This is a genomic window from Pseudomonas sp. MDV22-iso1, assembly GCF_058145095.1.
The window spans coordinates 59,530-74,825 of sequence record NZ_JBYVMF010000024.1 but is presented as its reverse complement, the minus strand read 5'-3'; the positions used below and the strand labels follow the sequence as shown (position 1 = coordinate 74,825).

Annotated in this window: 15 protein-coding genes; 12 read left to right on the top strand and 3 right to left on the bottom strand. The window is 56.4% G+C overall.

Going from position 1 to position 15,296, the window contains the following annotated elements:
* Positions 1 to 2: 2 nt before the first annotated feature.
* From rplO to bfr, 10 genes are all read left to right on the top strand, one after another.
* Complete coding sequence (gene rplO, locus AC3ZVB_RS23265) at positions 3 to 440, top strand: 50S ribosomal protein L15 (protein WP_010467269.1); 438 nt, start codon at positions 3 to 5, stop codon at positions 438 to 440.
* Positions 441 to 1,769: a preprotein translocase subunit SecY gene (secY, locus tag AC3ZVB_RS23260; protein WP_008073883.1), complete on the top strand. Its 1,329-nt coding sequence runs from the start codon at positions 441 to 443 to the stop codon at positions 1,767 to 1,769. It begins immediately after the preceding gene.
* A 28-nt stretch (positions 1,770 to 1,797) separates the two neighbouring features.
* Positions 1,798 to 1,914, top strand: coding sequence for a 50S ribosomal protein L36 (gene rpmJ, locus AC3ZVB_RS23255; RefSeq protein ID WP_002555468.1), 117 nt, complete (start codon positions 1,798 to 1,800; stop codon positions 1,912 to 1,914).
* Between the two features lie 129 nt (positions 1,915 to 2,043).
* Entirely contained in the window at positions 2,044 to 2,400 is a 357-nt protein-coding gene (gene rpsM, locus AC3ZVB_RS23250; RefSeq protein ID WP_003186020.1) for a 30S ribosomal protein S13, read from the top strand.
* A 30-nt stretch (positions 2,401 to 2,430) separates the two neighbouring features.
* Positions 2,431 to 2,820, top strand: a complete 390-nt coding sequence (rpsK, locus tag AC3ZVB_RS23245) for a 30S ribosomal protein S11 (protein WP_002555466.1) — start codon at positions 2,431 to 2,433, stop codon at positions 2,818 to 2,820.
* A gap of 18 nt (positions 2,821 to 2,838) precedes the next feature.
* Entirely contained in the window at positions 2,839 to 3,459 is a 621-nt protein-coding gene (rpsD, locus tag AC3ZVB_RS23240; RefSeq protein ID WP_003210056.1) for a 30S ribosomal protein S4, read from the top strand.
* Positions 3,460 to 3,481: 22 nt separating this feature from the next.
* On the top strand, positions 3,482 to 4,483 hold the full coding sequence (locus AC3ZVB_RS23235) for a DNA-directed RNA polymerase subunit alpha (RefSeq protein WP_003186012.1): 1,002 nt from the start codon (positions 3,482 to 3,484) through the stop codon (positions 4,481 to 4,483).
* A gap of 42 nt (positions 4,484 to 4,525) precedes the next feature.
* Entirely contained in the window at positions 4,526 to 4,912 is a 387-nt protein-coding gene (rplQ, locus tag AC3ZVB_RS23230; protein WP_007896790.1) for a 50S ribosomal protein L17, read from the top strand.
* A gap of 199 nt (positions 4,913 to 5,111) precedes the next feature.
* Positions 5,112 to 6,566: a catalase gene (locus AC3ZVB_RS23225; RefSeq protein ID WP_490147840.1), complete on the top strand. Its 1,455-nt coding sequence runs from the start codon at positions 5,112 to 5,114 to the stop codon at positions 6,564 to 6,566.
* 149 nt (positions 6,567 to 6,715) lie between these two features.
* Positions 6,716 to 7,180 (top strand): bacterioferritin, encoded by a 465-nt coding sequence (bfr, locus tag AC3ZVB_RS23220; RefSeq protein WP_007933692.1) that lies wholly within the window; start codon positions 6,716 to 6,718, stop codon positions 7,178 to 7,180.
* A gap of 60 nt (positions 7,181 to 7,240) precedes the next feature.
* Here the strand turns inward: bfr and uvrA are convergent, their stop codons facing one another.
* The gene (gene uvrA, locus AC3ZVB_RS23215) at positions 7,241 to 10,075 is read right to left on the bottom strand and encodes an excinuclease ABC subunit UvrA (RefSeq protein ID WP_162438845.1); all 2,835 of its coding nucleotides are present in this window, start codon (positions 10,073 to 10,075) and stop codon (positions 7,241 to 7,243) included.
* 191 nt (positions 10,076 to 10,266) lie between these two features.
* Between uvrA and AC3ZVB_RS23210 the strand changes: the two genes are divergently transcribed.
* Both AC3ZVB_RS23210 and AC3ZVB_RS23205 read left to right on the top strand, forming a co-directional pair.
* Positions 10,267 to 11,664, top strand: coding sequence for an MFS transporter (locus tag AC3ZVB_RS23210; protein WP_490147839.1), 1,398 nt, complete (start codon positions 10,267 to 10,269; stop codon positions 11,662 to 11,664).
* Between the two features lie 9 nt (positions 11,665 to 11,673).
* Positions 11,674 to 12,210 carry a single-stranded DNA-binding protein gene (locus AC3ZVB_RS23205; RefSeq protein ID WP_162438847.1) on the top strand — a complete coding sequence of 179 codons (537 nt, stop codon included), beginning with the start codon at positions 11,674 to 11,676 and terminating at the stop codon, positions 12,208 to 12,210.
* A 113-nt stretch (positions 12,211 to 12,323) separates the two neighbouring features.
* Here the strand turns inward: AC3ZVB_RS23205 and AC3ZVB_RS23200 are convergent, their stop codons facing one another.
* Both AC3ZVB_RS23200 and AC3ZVB_RS23195 read right to left on the bottom strand, forming a co-directional pair.
* Complete coding sequence (locus AC3ZVB_RS23200) at positions 12,324 to 14,531, bottom strand: OsmC domain/YcaO domain-containing protein (RefSeq protein ID WP_162438848.1); 2,208 nt, start codon at positions 14,529 to 14,531, stop codon at positions 12,324 to 12,326.
* A 160-nt stretch (positions 14,532 to 14,691) separates the two neighbouring features.
* Positions 14,692 to 15,246, bottom strand: coding sequence for a cysteine hydrolase family protein (locus AC3ZVB_RS23195; RefSeq protein ID WP_194692914.1), 555 nt, complete (start codon positions 15,244 to 15,246; stop codon positions 14,692 to 14,694).
* Positions 15,247 to 15,296: the final 50 nt, after the last annotated feature.

Below are 15,296 nucleotides of genomic sequence, written 5' to 3'. Positions count from 1 at the left end.
CGATGAAACTCAATGATCTGAGTCCAGCGCCGGGTTCCCGTCGCGAAAAGCATCGTCCGGGCCGTGGTATCGGTAGTGGTTTGGGCAAGACCGGTGGCCGTGGCCACAAAGGTCAGTCCTCCCGCTCCGGTGGCACCATTGCTCCAGGCTTTGAAGGCGGTCAACAGCCGCTGCATCGTCGCCTGCCGAAGTTCGGTTTCGTTTCCCTGAAAGCCATGGATCGCGCAGAAGTGCGTTTATCCGAGCTGGCTAAAGTGGAAGGCGACATCGTTACCGTGCAGTCCCTGAAAGATGCCAACGTGATCAACGTCAACGTACAGCGCGTGAAAATCATGCTGTCCGGCGAAGTTACTCGCGCTGTTACCATCGGAAAGGGAATCGGCGCCACCAAAGGTGCGCGTTCGGCTATCGAAGCAGCTGGCGGCAAGTTCGAGGAATAAATGGCTAAGCAAGGTGCTCTCTCTGCGCTCGGCAAAGGCGGTATGTCTGAACTCTGGGCTCGTCTGCGTTTTCTGTTCCTGGCGATTATCGTCTACCGAATAGGCGCACACATCCCGGTTCCAGGTATCAACCCGGACCGACTCGCGGACCTGTTTCGACAGAATGAGGGGACCATTCTTAGCTTGTTCAACATGTTTTCTGGCGGCGCGCTGGAACGGATGAGCATCTTTGCACTGGGGATCATGCCGTATATTTCGGCATCGATCATCATGCAGTTGATGACCGCCGTCAGCCCGCAGCTCGAGCAGTTGAAGAAGGAAGGTGAAGCTGGGCGTCGCAAGATTGCCCAGTACACCCGCTACGGCACTGTCGTCCTCGCTCTGGTTCAGGCAATTGGCATGTCCATTGGTCTGGCAGGGCAGGGTGTTTCGTTCACTGGTGACTTTGGCTTCCATTTCGTCGCGGTATCCACTTTTGTGGCTGGTGCGATGTTCATGATGTGGCTGGGTGAGCAGATTACTGAGCGTGGTGTTGGCAACGGTATCTCGATGTTGATTTTCGCAGGTATCGTCGCCGGTCTTCCGAGAGCGATCGGGCAGTCTTTCGAGTCTGCGCGGCAGGGTGATATCAATATTTTCGCCCTGGTTGCCATCGGTTTGCTGGCAGTAGCGATTATCGGTTTTGTGGTGTTCATTGAGCGTGGTCAGCGTCGTATAGCTGTTCACTACGCCAAGCGTCAGCAGGGCCGCAAGGTTTTTGCTGCACAGACTAGCCACTTGCCGCTGAAGGTGAACATGGCCGGTGTTATTCCGGCCATTTTCGCGAGCAGCATTTTGCTGTTCCCGGCTTCGTTGGGTACCTGGTTTGGTCAGTCTGAAGGTATGGGCTGGCTGCAGGACATCTCGCAGTCGATCGCTCCTGGTCAGCCGTTGAATATTCTGCTGTTTAGTGCAGGGATTATTTTCTTCTGCTTCTTCTATACGGCGTTGATGTTCAATCCGAAAGACGTAGCGGAAAACCTGAAGAAGTCCGGTGCCTTTATTCCGGGCATCCGTCCAGGTGAGCAGTCTGCGCGCTACATTGATGGCGTTCTGACTCGTCTGACCCTGTTCGGTGCTCTATATATGACGGCCGTGTGCTTGTTGCCCCAGTTTCTGGTGGTTGCAGCAAACGTTCCGTTCTACCTTGGCGGGACCTCGTTGCTGATCGTCGTCGTGGTTGTGATGGACTTCATGTCCCAAGTACAATCGCACCTCGTTTCGCACCAGTACGAATCCCTGATGAAGAAAGCCAACCTGAAGGGCTACGGCAGCGGCATGCTTCGCTGAAGTACCCATAAGGTGAGAGGAGTTGGTGATGAAAGTTCGTGCATCGGTGAAAAAGCTGTGCCGTAACTGCAAGATTATTCGCCGCGAAGGTGTTGTTCGAGTAATTTGCAGCGCGGAACCGCGTCACAAACAGCGCCAAGGCTGAGTGTGATCCGCTTGAAGCCCGGCAGCTAGTGCGCTGCCGGGTTGATTATTTGTTATTACAGCGATATTATCTCGCGCCCTATTTCTTGGCTTCCGGGGCGTAGGTAGCTGTCAATTGGAGTCCCACTGAATGGCCCGTATTGCAGGCGTTAACATTCCAGATAACAAGCACACTGTTATCTCGCTGACCTACATCTATGGTGTTGGTCGCACTACTGCGCAGAAAATTTGCGCAGTGACTGGGGTAAACCCAGCCGCAAAGATCAAGGATCTGAGCGACGAGCAGATTGAACAGCTGCGTGGCGAAGTGGCGAAGTTCACCACTGAAGGTGACCTGCGTCGCGAAATCAACATGAAAATCAAGCGTTTGATGGACCTCGGTTGCTATCGCGGTCTGCGTCATCGTCGTGGTCTTCCAGTACGCGGTCAGCGTACCAAGACTAACGCGCGTACCCGTAAAGGTCCGCGTAAGCCGATCCGCAAGTAATCGCCCCAGCGAATCGACAGGAAAATTATCATGGCAAAACCTGCTGCTCGTCCTCGTAAAAAAGTTAAAAAGACAGTGGTTGATGGCATCGCCCACATCCATGCATCTTTTAACAACACAATCGTGACCATCACCGACCGTCAAGGTAACGCGCTTTCTTGGGCTACCTCCGGTGGTTCGGGTTTCCGCGGTTCCCGCAAGTCCACGCCGTTTGCTGCTCAAGTAGCTGCTGAACGTGCTGGTCAAGCTGCGCTGGAATACGGCCTGAAAAACCTCGACGTTAACGTCAAGGGTCCAGGTCCAGGTCGTGAGTCTGCTGTCCGTGCTTTGAACGGCTGTGGCTATAAGATCGCCAGCATCACCGACGTGACGCCAATCCCGCACAACGGGTGCCGTCCGCCGAAGAAGCGCCGCGTGTAATCCAGGAGATTGTAAAGAATGGCTCGTTACATTGGTCCAAAATGCAAACTCGCTCGTCGCGAAGGCACCGATCTCTTCCTGAAGAGCGGCGTGCGCGCGATCGAATCGAAGTGCAACATCGAAGCAGCACCTGGTATCCACGGCCAACGCCGCGGTCGCCAGTCCGATTACGGCACCCAACTGCGTGAAAAGCAGAAGGTCCGTCGTATCTACGGCGTTCTCGAGCGTCAATTCAGCGGCTACTACAAAGAAGCTGCTGGCAAGAAAGGTGCAACTGGCGAAAACCTGTTGCAACTGCTCGAATGCCGTCTGGACAACGTTGTATACCGTATGGGTTTTGGCTCTACTCGTGCCGAATCCCGTCAGCTGGTATCGCACAAATCCGTCAGCGTTAACGGTCAGACCGTAAACGTACCGTCTTACCAGGTTCGTGCTGGTGACGTGGTCGCGATCCGCGAGAAAGCAAAGAACCAACTTCGCATTGTCCAAGCTCTCGATCTGTGTGCCCAACGTGGCCGCGTAGAATGGGTAGAAGTAGACACTGAGAAGAAGTCGGGCGTTTTCAAGAACGTTCCAGCTCGCAGTGATCTGTCCGCCGACATCAACGAAAGCCTGATTGTCGAGCTCTACTCCAAGTAAGGGCTAGAAAATAGGTGCATCCATGCAGATTTCGGTAAATGAGTTCCTGACACCCCGCCATATTGATGTGCAGGTTGTCAGTCCAACCCGCGCCAAAATCACTCTCGAGCCTCTCGAGCGTGGTTTTGGCCACACCCTGGGCAACGCGCTGCGCCGCATCCTGTTGTCCTCAATGCCCGGCTGTGCAGTAGTCGAGGCCGAGATTGACGGTGTACTCCATGAGTACAGCGCCATCGAAGGCGTACAGGAAGACGTAATTGAAATCCTGTTGAACCTTAAAGGTCTGGCTATCAAGCTGCACGGTCGTGACGAAGTTACGCTGACCTTGTCGAAGAAGGGTTCGGGGGTGGTTACCGCTGCCGATATTCAGCTGGATCATGATGTCGAGATCGTTAACCCCGATCACGTAATCGCTAACCTGGCGTCTAACGGCGCCCTGAACATGAAGCTCACCGTAGCTCGTGGTCGTGGTTATGAACCGGCAGACTCGCGTCAGAGCGATGAAGACGAAAGCCGCAGCATCGGTCGCTTGCAGCTTGACTCTTCGTTCAGCCCGGTTCGCCGTATCGCATACGTGGTGGAAAACGCCCGTGTCGAGCAGCGTACTAACCTGGACAAGCTGGTTATTGATCTGGAAACCAACGGCACCCTGGATCCTGAAGAGGCTATCCGTCGCGCTGCAACCATTCTGCAACAGCAGTTGGCTGCGTTCGTCGACCTCAAAGGTGACAGTGAGCCAGTGGTTGTCGAGCAGGAAGACGAGATCGATCCGATCCTGCTTCGCCCGGTTGACGATCTGGAACTGACTGTACGTTCGGCTAACTGCCTTAAGGCGGAAAACATCTACTACATCGGTGACCTGATCCAGCGCACCGAAGTAGAGCTGTTGAAGACTCCGAACCTTGGCAAGAAATCCTTGACTGAAATCAAGGACGTTCTGGCCTCCCGCGGTCTGTCCCTCGGCATGCGCCTCGACAACTGGCCGCCTGCAAGTCTTAAGAAGGACGACAAGGCGACTGCCTGATCGTCGTAATCACCGAACGTTGTGTTTGGTAAGGAATGAACCATGCGTCATCGTAAAAGTGGTCGTCACCTGAGCCGCACCAGCTCGCACCGCAAGGCCATGTTTCAAAACATGGCGGTGTCGCTGTTCGAGCACGAGCTGATCAAAACTACACTGCCGAAAGCTAAAGAACTGCGTCGCGTTGCTGAGCCGCTGATCACTTTGGCCAAGACAGACAGCCTGGCTAACCGCCGTTTGGCTTTCGACCGTACTCGTTCGAAAGCTATCGTTGGTAAGCTCTTCAACGACCTGGGCAAGCGTTACGCTACCCGTGAGGGTGGCTACCTGCGCATCCTCAAGTGCGGCTTCCGCACTGGTGACAACGCGCCTATGGCGTACGTTGAGTTGGTTGATCGTCCAGTTGGCGGTGAAGCTGTATCCGCTGAGTAAGACGTCAGTCTGAAACGAAGAACCGGGCCTAGTGCCCGGTTTTTTGTGCTCGCTATTAAATGCCAGTCACTCCTACGGTCGTTAGAAAAAATCTATCGCCATGCATAGCTTAATGAATTTGTACGTGTAACGTTGGTGGTCAATACTCTCCTCTAGCCGATCAGCGGTAGTTCATAGACTGACAGAGGAAGAGATTTCAATGAGCCAAAATAAAACCCTTACCACCGCCAGTGGCGCTCCTGTCGCCGATAACCAGAATTCCCGCTCCGCCGGCTCACGCGGACCGCTGTTGCTTGATGATTTCCATCTCATCGAGAAACTTGCTCACTTCAATCGTGAGAATATTCCTGAGCGTAGAGTGCACGCGAAAGGCTCGGGTGCTTACGGCACATTTACGGTGACTCGTGACATAACCGAGTACACCAGCGCCAAACTGTTTGAGTCCGTCGGTAAGCAAACCCCAACCTTCCTGCGTTTTTCTACCGTGGGTGGTGAGCGTGGTTCCGCCGACACAGAGCGCGATCCACGTGGATTCGCGTTGAAGTTCTACACCGAAGAAGGTAATTGGGACATTGTCGGCAACAACACGCCGGTGTTCTTCATCCGTGATCCGCTCAAATTCCCTGACTTTATCCACACCCAAAAGCGCCTACCGCAAAGCAACCTGAAAAGCGCGCAGATGATGTGGGATTTCTGGTCGCACTCGCCTGAGGCGTTGCACCAGGTCACTATTCTGTTCTCGGACCGCGGCATTCCCGACGGATACCGTCATATGCACGGCTTCGGTAGCCATACCTACAGTCTGATCAATGCCAGCGGCGAGCGGCACTGGGTGAAATGGCACTACAAGACCAAGCAGGGGATCAAGAACCTGGCGCCTGCTGACGCTGCACGTCTGGCGGGTACCGATCCGGATTACGCTCAGCGGGATCTGTTCGGTGCGATCGAGCGCGGTGATTTCCCGAAATGGCGTGTCTGCATTCAGATAATGACCGAGGCTCAAGCCGCGGCACACTACGAGAACCCGTTCGACGTCACCAAGACCTGGTCGCAGAAAGAATTTCCATTGATTGAAGTCGGCGAGCTTGAACTGAACCGTAATCCGCAGAACTATTTTGCAGAAGTCGAGCAAGCCGCATTTGGTCCGAGCAACATGGTGCCGGGTGTCGGGCTGTCGCCAGATCGTATGCTGCAAGGGCGTGTGTTTGCTTACGCAGATGCGCACCGCTACCGCATCGGCACCAACCATCAGCAGCTGCCGGTGAATGCCCCACATAGCCCAGTGAACAGCTACCAGCGTGACGGTTCGATGGCATTCGGCAGCAACGGCGGCAGTGCGCCGAATTACGAGCCAAACAGCTACATCGAGGCGCCAAAACAGGCCCCTCGTTATGCTGAACCTCCGTTGGCATTGAACGGTGCCGCGGATCGTTATGACCATCGCGAAGACACCGATTACTACAGCCATGCTGGTGCGCTGTTCCGCCTGATGAGCGACGAGCAGAAAACCCTGTTGATCAATAACATTGCCGGCGCAATGGCTGGGGTTTCAAGCGACGTGGTTGATCGCCAGTTGCAGCATTTCTACAAGGCCGATCCGGCGTATGGAGAAGCAGTCGCAAAGGCACTCAACGTACAGATTAACGAAGTCTAAACGAGAAGCAGAACCGCCCTCATCTGGGCGGTTTTTGCGCTATTTAAACTACTTTTCTCAGAATATCTTCGCTTTTATCGCGTAAACGGAGTGACCTAATAGTCGCCTTGGTTCAAACTACAGACTTTCAAGCAGGGAGATGTAGGGCGATGCAAGGCCACCCAGACGTTATCGATTACCTCAACACGTTGCTGACCGGCGAGCTGGCGGCGCGTGATCAGTATTTCATCCACTCGCGGATGTACGAGGACTGGGGTTTCACCGAGCTCTACGAACGTATCAACCATGAAATGGAAGAAGAAGCACAGCACGCTGACGCGCTGATGCGTCGGATCCTGATGCTTGAAGGCACTCCGCGCATGCGTCCTGACGACCTCGATGTCGGCACAACCGTGCCTGATATGCTCGCCGCCGATTTACGCCTCGAATACAAAGTTCGCGCTGCTCTCTGTAAGGGCATTGAACTTTGCGAGTTGCACAAAGATTACGTAAGCCGCGAGATCCTGCGCATTCAGCTCAACGATACCGAAGAAGATCACACCTACTGGCTGGAAAAACAGCTGGGTTTGATCAAGCTGATCGGTCTCGAGAACTACCTGCAATCGCAGTTCTAATCAGCTACAAAAAAGCCCTTGCCACTGATGAAGTGACAGGGGCTTTTTCGTGGGGCCGGATCAGTCCCGGTCGCGAGCCAGGAGCGGCTTGAGGTAGAAGCCAGTGTGCGATTGCTTCATCTCAGAGACTTCTTCTGGCGTACCAACGGCAATAATCTGCCCACCTTTGGAACCACCCTCGGGTCCGAGGTCCACCAGCCAGTCGGCCGTTTTGATCACGTCGAGGTTGTGCTCGATTACCACCACAGTATTGCCGTGGTCGCGCAGTCTGTGCAGTACATCGAGCAGTTGCTGGATGTCTGCGAAGTGCAGGCCAGTGGTTGGCTCATCGAGGATGTACAACGTCTTGCCGGTATCGCGTTTGGAAAGCTCGCGAGACAGTTTTACCCGTTGCGCTTCACCTCCAGACAACGTGGTCGCCGATTGCCCCAGCTTGATGTACGACAGCCCAACATCCATTAGCGTCTGAAGCTTGCGCGCCAGCGCCGGAACCGCGTCGAAGAACACTCGCGCTTCCTCGATGGTCATCTCGAGGGTCTCGTGAATGCTCTTGCCCTTGTATTTGATCTCAAGGGTTTCGCGGTTGTAGCGCTTGCTCTTGCAGACGTCGCACGGCACATAGATGTCCGGCAGAAAGTGCATTTCGACCTTGATCAGACCATCGCCCTGACACGCTTCGCAACGACCGCCTTTCACGTTGAAGGAGAATCGCCCCGGGCCATATCCACGGGAACGGGATTCCGGCACGCCGGCGAACAATTCGCGAATCGGCGTGAACAAGCCGGTGTACGTCGCCGGGTTTGAGCGCGGCGTACGGCCAATCGGGCTCTGGTCAATGTCGACCACCTTGTCCAGATGCTCCAGACCTTTGATGCTGTCGTGTGCGGCAGCCTCCAGCGTCGTTGCACCATTGAGTGCCGTGGCGCTCAGGGGAAACAGCGTGTTGTTGATAAGCGTCGACTTGCCCGAGCCGGATACGCCAGTGACGCAGGTCAGCAGACCAATCGGAATATCCAGATCGACATTGCGCAAATTGTTGCCGCGCGCGCCTTTCAAGGACAGAGACAGCTTTTTGTTACGCGGCGTACGCTTGGCTGGAACCGCAATCTTGACCCGGCCCGACAGGTATTTACCAGTCAGCGAATCAGGGTGAGCCATGACTTCTGCGGGCGTGCCCTCGGCAACGATATGCCCCCCGTGAACACCTGCACCCGGGCCAATGTCCACCACATAGTCGGCAAGACGAATGGCGTCTTCGTCGTGTTCGACCACGATGACCGTATTGCCAATGTCCCGCAGGTGCTTGAGCGTACCGAGCAAACGATCATTGTCGCGCTGGTGCAGGCCGATGGACGGCTCATCGAGAATGTACAGGACACCTACCAGCCCGGCGCCAATCTGACTGGCCAGGCGGATCCGTTGAGCCTCACCGCCGGATAGGGTATCCGCGCTTCGATCCAGCGACAGATAATCCAGGCCTACGTTGACCAGGAACTGCAGGCGCTCGCGAATTTCCTTGAGGATCTTGTCGGCGATTTCACCGCGGCGGCCCGTCAATTTCAGTCCGCCGAAGTACTCGCACGCATCGCCGATCGGCAGATTGGTGACTGCCGGAAGCGTCTTCTCACCTACCCAGACGTGCCGCGCCTCGCGACGCAGACGGGTGCCACGGCAATCCGGGCAAGGCTGGGTGCTGAGGAACTTGGCCAGCTCTTCACGTACCGAAGCCGATTCGGTTTCGCGGTAGCGACGTTCCAGGTTCGGCACGATGCCTTCGAACGGGTGCGAACGTTTGACGATGTCGCCACGGTCGTTCAGGTACTTGAAGTCGACGTTCTGCGAACCGCTGCCATGCAGGATGTACTTCTGCTGATCGGCCGGCAGTTCATTGAATGGCACTTCCAGGCTGAACTTGTAGTGAGACGCCAGCGATCCGAGCATCTGGAAGTAATAGACGTTACGCCTGTCCCAGCCGCGTATCGCGCCCTCGGCCAGTGTCAGGTCTCCATTGACCAGTCGCTTGATATCAAAAAACTGCTTCACGCCCAGGCCATCGCACGTCGGGCACGCGCCTGCCGGGTTGTTGAAGGAAAACAGCTTGGGTTCAAGCTCGCTGATGGCATGACCGCAGATCGGGCAGGCGAAGCGCGCGGAAAAGATCATCTCTTCGCCAGGCTCGTCGTCCATCGGAGCAACCAGTGCGATGCCATCCGCCAGTTTCAGCGCGGTCTCGAACGACTCGGCGAGGCGCTGCTGTAGATCGGCGCGAACCTTGAAGCGGTCAACCACGACATCAATCGAATGCTTCTTCTGTTTATCCAGTTTCGGCAGCTCGTCCAGCTCGCAAAGCCGGCCATTGATTCGTGCGCGGACGAAGCCCTGGGCGCGCAGCTCTTCGAAGACCGACAGATGTTCGCCTTTACGCTCGCGAATCACCGGCGCTAACAGCATAAGCTTGCTGCCTTCCGGCTGGGCAAGCACCAGGTCGACCATCTGGCTGACGGTCTGCGCTTCCAGCGGAATATCGTGATCCGGGCAACGCGGAATACCCACGCGAGCGTAGAGCAGGCGCAGGTAGTCGTAGATTTCGGTGATGGTGCCGACCGTGGAACGCGGGTTGTGCGAGGTCGACTTCTGTTCGATGGAGATTGCCGGCGACAAACCTTCGATGGTGTCGACGTCAGGCTTTTCCATCATCGACAGGAATTGTCGCGCGTAGGCGGACAGCGATTCGACGTAGCGGCGCTGGCCTTCGGCGTACAACGTGTCAAATGCCAGGGACGACTTGCCGGATCCGGACAGGCCGGTGATGACGATCAGTTTGTCCCGTGGCAGGGTCAGGTCGATGTTCTTCAGGTTGTGGGTTCGGGCCCCACGAATCAGGATCTTGTCCAAAGTGGCCTCGCTTGGCGGGCGTCGAAAACGTAGGAGTATACGGCCAAATACTGGATGGATGCACACTATCAAACGAGCGGATTGTTGTCTTACATGAAGAGTCTGTCAGCAGAGCGCGGCAAAGCGTCGCGATATACCCTGTCAATCGATGGGACTGGTAGAATCGCCGCCGGTTCACATGAGGTTTATCCATGCACGATCCCCACAGCGAACGCATGAGTGGCAGTGAGACCCGCGCAGCAAGCGGTCTGGCCCTGGTGTTCGCCTTCCGTATGCTTGGCATGTTCATGGTGTTGCCGGTATTGGCGACCTATGGGATGGATCTGGCAGGCGCGACCCCGGCCCTTATCGGGCTGGCGATTGGCGCATACGGCCTGACCCAGGCGATTTTCCAGATTCCCTTCGGTTTCATTTCCGACCGCATCGGGCGACGTCCGGTGATTTATCTGGGGCTGATCATTTTCGCCCTGGGCAGTGTACTGGCCGCTAATGCCGATTCGATCTGGGGCGTCATTGCCGGACGAATCCTGCAAGGTGCCGGTGCCATTTCTGCAGCGGTCATGGCTCTGCTGTCGGACCTGACCCGGGAACAACACCGCACGAAAGCCATGGCGATGATTGGCATGACCATCGGCTTGTCGTTCGCTGTCGCCATGGTTGTAGGGCCGTTGCTGACTCGCGCCTTCGGCCTGTCGGGACTATTCCTCGCCACGGGCGGTATGGCGCTGATCGGCATCGTCATCGTGATGTTCATGGTGCCCCGTGCCACCGGGCCGTTGCAGCATCGTGAGTCCGGTGTCGCGCGACAGGCGCTGTTGCCGACGCTCAAGCATCCGGACCTGTTGCGCCTGGACCTGGGCATTTTTGTGTTGCACGCGATGTTGATGTCGAGCTTCGTCGCCTTGCCGTTGGCGCTGGTCGAAAAAGCCGGCCTGCCCAAAGAGCAGCACTGGTGGGTGTACCTGACTGCGCTGCTGATTTCTTTCTTCGCCATGATCCCGTTCATTATCTACGGCGAGAAGAAACGCAAAATGAAACGAGTTTTACTCGGCGCCGTCGTGACGCTGATGCTCACTGAGCTATTCTTCTGGCAGTTCGGCGATAGCTTGCGGGCTCTGGTGATTGGTACGGTGGTGTTCTTCACCGCGTTCAACCTGCTGGAAGCTTCGTTGCCATCGTTGATCAGCAAGGTTTCACCGGCAGGCGGCAAGGGCACGGCAATGGGGGTTTATTCCACCAGTCAGTTCCTGGGTTCGGCGTTGGGCGGGATCATGGGCGGGTGGATGTTCCAGCATGGCGGTTTGTCGGTTGTGTTCCTTGGATGCGCCGGGCTGGCTGCCCTCTGGTTAGCCTTTGCTGTTACCATGCGCGAACCTCCCTACGTGACGAGCCTGCGCTTGCCGTTGTCGCCCGAAGCGATCCGCGAAGCGGGTCTGGTCGAGCGCCTGTTGGCCGTCGTAGGGGTAACAGATGCAGTCGTGGTCGCTGATGAAGCGGCCATTTACATCAAATTGGACACCGAACTATTGGATCGCACCACCCTTGAGCGCCTGGTGAACAACCCGGCCTCGACAGCGTGCGAAGCCTAGGAGAACGTTATGGCCCGTGGGGTTAACAAAGTCATATTGGTCGGCACTTGCGGCCAGGATCCCGAAGTTCGCTACTTGCCTAACGGTAACGCCGTGACCAACCTGAGTCTGGCGACCAGCGAACAGTGGACTGACAAGCAAACCGGTCAGAAGGTCGAGAAGACCGAATGGCACCGTGTATCGATGTTCGGCAAAGTAGCCGAAATCGCCGGCGAATACCTGCGTAAAGGTTCGCAGGTGTATATCGAAGGCAAGCTGCAAACCCGCGAGTGGGAAAAAGACGGTATCAAGCGTTACACCACCGAAATCGTGGTCGACATGCAAGGCACCATGCAACTGCTCGGCGGCCGTCCACAACAGGGCGACCAACAAGGCGGGGGCAATAACTACCAGCAGTCCGCTCCGGCACCGCGTCAGCAAGCTCCGCGCCCACAGCAGTCGGCACCGCAGCAGTCCGCCCCACAACAGTCGCGTCCGGCTCCTCAGCAGGCTGCGCCGCAACCGGCTCCGGATTTCGACAGCTTCGATGACGATATCCCGTTCTAGGATGCAGCCTGGACTTGTTTGTAAGGTCTAGCCTCGAAACCCCCGATCAGTCCTCTCGACTGGTCGGGGGTTTTCTTTTGTGCATCATTTAAGCAGGAGCGTCCGGGCCGGCGTCACGACTGAGCGTGAGCAGTCACATTCGCCCGCGCCGTGTGCAGTTTCTTGTAGCTGTCGATCAGGCGCAGGTGCCTGTCGAGCCCTTCCAGTTTCATGCTGGTCGGCGTCAAGCCATGGAAGCGAACGCTGCCATCCACCGATCCGATCGCTGCATCCATGCGCTCGTTACCAAACATCCGGCGGAAATTAGCCTCGTAGTCTTCCAGTTCCAGGTCTTCGTCCAGCTTCATCTCCAGCACGGCATTGATGGCCTGATAGAACAAGCCACGCTCGACCGTGTTGTCGTTGTACTGCAGGAACATCTCCACCGCTTCCTTCGCCTCTTCAAATTGCTGCAGGGCGAGATAAATCAGCAGCTTCAACTCTAGAATCGTCAGCTGGCCCCAGGCCGTGTTGTCGTCAAACTCGATGCCGATCAAGGAAGTGATGTCGGTGTAGTCGTCGAGCTCACTTTCCACCAGACGCTCAGCCAGCGCTCGCAGCTCCTCTTCGTCCAGACGATGCAGGTTCAGGATATCGGCGCGGAAGAACAGCGCTTTGTTGGTGTTATCCCAGATCAGATCATCTACGGGATAGATTTCCGAATAGTCCGGCACCAGGATGCGGCACGCCGTCGCGCCAATATGCTCGTAGACCGCCATGTACACTTCTTTGCCCATGCCTTCGAGAATGCCGAACAAGGTCGCGGCCTCTTCGACGTTCGAGTTTTCACCCTGGCCAGAGAAGTCCCACTCGACAAATTCGTAGTCCGATTTCGAGCTGAAGAAGCGCCACGACACCACGCCGCTGGAGTCGATAAAGTGCTCGACGAAGTTGTTCGGCTCGGTCACCGCATGACCTTCAAACGTCGGCTGTGGCAGGTCGTTGAGTCCTTCGAAGCTGCGGCCCTGAAGCAATTCGGTCAGGCTGCGTTCCAGCGCCACTTCCAGGCTCGGGTGCGCGCCGAACGAGGCGAACACGCCGCCGGTACGCGGGTTCATCAGCGTGACGCACATCACCGGGAATTCGCCGCCCAGGGACGCATCTTTCACCAGCACGGGGAAACCTTGCTCTTCCAGTGCCTGAATACCGGCCAAAATCCCGGGAAACTTCGCCAAAACATCGGCCGGCACATCCGGCAGGGCAAATTCACCCTCGATGATTTCGCGTTTTACCGCGCGCTCGAAGATCTCCGACAGGCATTGCACCTGCGCTTCGGCCAGCGTGTTACCGGCACTCATGCCGTTGCTCAGGAAAAGGTTTTCAATCAGGTTGGACGGGAAGTACACCACCTCACCGTCCGAACGCCGCACGTACGGCAGCGAGCAGATACCACGCTCTTCATTGCCCGAGTTGGTATCGATCAGATGGGAGCCACGCAACTCGCCGTCGCGGTTGTAAATCTTCAGGCAGTACTCATCGAGAATTTCGACCGGCAGCGCATCCTTACGGCCCGGCTTGAACCAGCGTTCGTCCGGATAGTGCACAAACGCTGCATTGGCGATGTCTTCGCCCCAGAACTGGTCGTTGTAGAAGAAGTTGCAGTTGAGTCGCTCGATAAACTCGCCCAGTGCCGACGCCAGTGCGCCTTCCTTCGTCGCGCCCTTGCCGTTGGTAAAGCACATCGGCGAATGCGCATCGCGGATATGCAACGACCACACGTTAGGCACGATATTTCGCCACGAGGCGATTTCAATCTTCATGCCCAGGTCGGCGAGGATGGCCGACATGTTCGCAATGGTCTGCTCAAGTGGCAGATCCTTACCGGCAATGTAGGTGCTCGCCTCAGAGCTGGACGCAGGCATCAGCAACGCCTGAGCGTCGGCGTCGAGGTTTTCGACCTCTTCGATCACAAACTCAGGGCCGGCCTGCACCACTTTTTTCACGGTGCAACGGTCGATGGAACGCAGAATGCCCAGACGGTCCTTCTCGGAAATGTCTGCTGGCAGCTCGACCTGGATCTTGAAAATCTGGTTGTAGCGGTTTTCCGGGTCAACAATGTTGTTCTGTGACAGACGGATGTTGTCGGTGGATATGTTGCGGGTGCTGCAGTACAACTTTACAAAGTACGCCGCGCACAACGCCGACGAAGCGAGGAAGTAGTCGAACGGGCCCGGTGCCGAGCCATCGCCCTTGTAGCGGATAGGTTGATCAGCCACCACCGTGAAGTCATCGAACTTGGCTTCAAGTCGAAGGTTGTCGAGAAAGTTGACCTTGATTTCCATGGGGGTTACCAGAATAGCGGGCTAGTCGATTTGGCCGCCATTATCCGGCATTTCAACGGTAAGTCTCGCGGGCGTCTGACGATATGTCCCCTCCGGGCCGTTTTAATGGGCCGCGCAGGGGCAAGTCGAGCTTTCGGACTTCGATGAGGACGTTGTGATCTTAGTGGCTGGCAGCCAGGAATTCGTCAGTGGAGATCACGCTCGCATAGGCAAAGCCCAGCGCTGACATGAACGCGGCGTGAACGTGGGCCGCCGGAACCGTCAGACCGTTGAACTCCAGGTCACGGCTGGCACAGGCGTCATGGATCACGGTGACGGTGTAGCCCATATCGGCGGCGGCGCGAGTGATGCCGTCGACACACATGTGGCTCATGCTGCCAACGACCACCAGTTCCTTGATGTCTTGCTCGTCAAGGATCGACTTCAACTCGGTTTCGCGAAACGAATTGACGAAGTGCTTGAGCACGACGGGCTCATCCGCGCGGTTGAGAACCTTGGGATGAAGCTTTGCGCCCTCTGAACCCGGAGTGAAGAAAGGCGCTTCGTCGGACGTGAATTCATGGCGGATGTGCACCACCGACTCACCCGCGTCGCGAAAGGCCTTTAACAGACGTACGGCGTTATCGGCAGCGGCATCGGCGCCCACCAATGGCCACTTGCCTTGGGGGAAGTAGTCGTTTTGGATATCGACTACGATGAGTGCTTGCTTGGCCATGACTGTTTCCTCGAAGTGTGTAGTAGGTGTGGAATGAAGTATCGGCCTTG

Excerpts from the sequence above, each read along its gene's own strand:
- rplO (WP_010467269.1), top strand. The coding sequence starts at position 3 with ATGAAACTCAATGATCTGAGTCCAGCGCCGGGTTCCCGTCGCGAAAAG.
- secY (WP_008073883.1), top strand. The coding sequence starts at position 441 with ATGGCTAAGCAAGGTGCTCTCTCTGCGCTCGGCAAAGGCGGTATGTCT.
- rpmJ (WP_002555468.1), top strand. The coding sequence starts at position 1,798 with ATGAAAGTTCGTGCATCGGTGAAAAAGCTGTGCCGTAACTGCAAGATT.
- rpsM (WP_003186020.1), top strand. The coding sequence starts at position 2,044 with ATGGCCCGTATTGCAGGCGTTAACATTCCAGATAACAAGCACACTGTT.
- rpsK (WP_002555466.1), top strand. The coding sequence starts at position 2,431 with ATGGCAAAACCTGCTGCTCGTCCTCGTAAAAAAGTTAAAAAGACAGTG.
- rpsD (WP_003210056.1), top strand. The coding sequence starts at position 2,839 with ATGGCTCGTTACATTGGTCCAAAATGCAAACTCGCTCGTCGCGAAGGC.
- AC3ZVB_RS23235 (WP_003186012.1), top strand. The coding sequence starts at position 3,482 with ATGCAGATTTCGGTAAATGAGTTCCTGACACCCCGCCATATTGATGTG.
- rplQ (WP_007896790.1), top strand. The coding sequence starts at position 4,526 with ATGCGTCATCGTAAAAGTGGTCGTCACCTGAGCCGCACCAGCTCGCAC.
- AC3ZVB_RS23225 (WP_490147840.1), top strand. The coding sequence starts at position 5,112 with ATGAGCCAAAATAAAACCCTTACCACCGCCAGTGGCGCTCCTGTCGCC.
- bfr (WP_007933692.1), top strand. The coding sequence starts at position 6,716 with ATGCAAGGCCACCCAGACGTTATCGATTACCTCAACACGTTGCTGACC.
- AC3ZVB_RS23210 (WP_490147839.1), top strand. The coding sequence starts at position 10,267 with ATGCACGATCCCCACAGCGAACGCATGAGTGGCAGTGAGACCCGCGCA.
- AC3ZVB_RS23205 (WP_162438847.1), top strand. The coding sequence starts at position 11,674 with ATGGCCCGTGGGGTTAACAAAGTCATATTGGTCGGCACTTGCGGCCAG.
- AC3ZVB_RS23200 (WP_162438848.1), bottom strand. The coding sequence starts at position 14,531 with ATGGAAATCAAGGTCAACTTTCTCGACAACCTTCGACTTGAAGCCAAG.
- AC3ZVB_RS23195 (WP_194692914.1), bottom strand. The coding sequence starts at position 15,246 with ATGGCCAAGCAAGCACTCATCGTAGTCGATATCCAAAACGACTACTTC.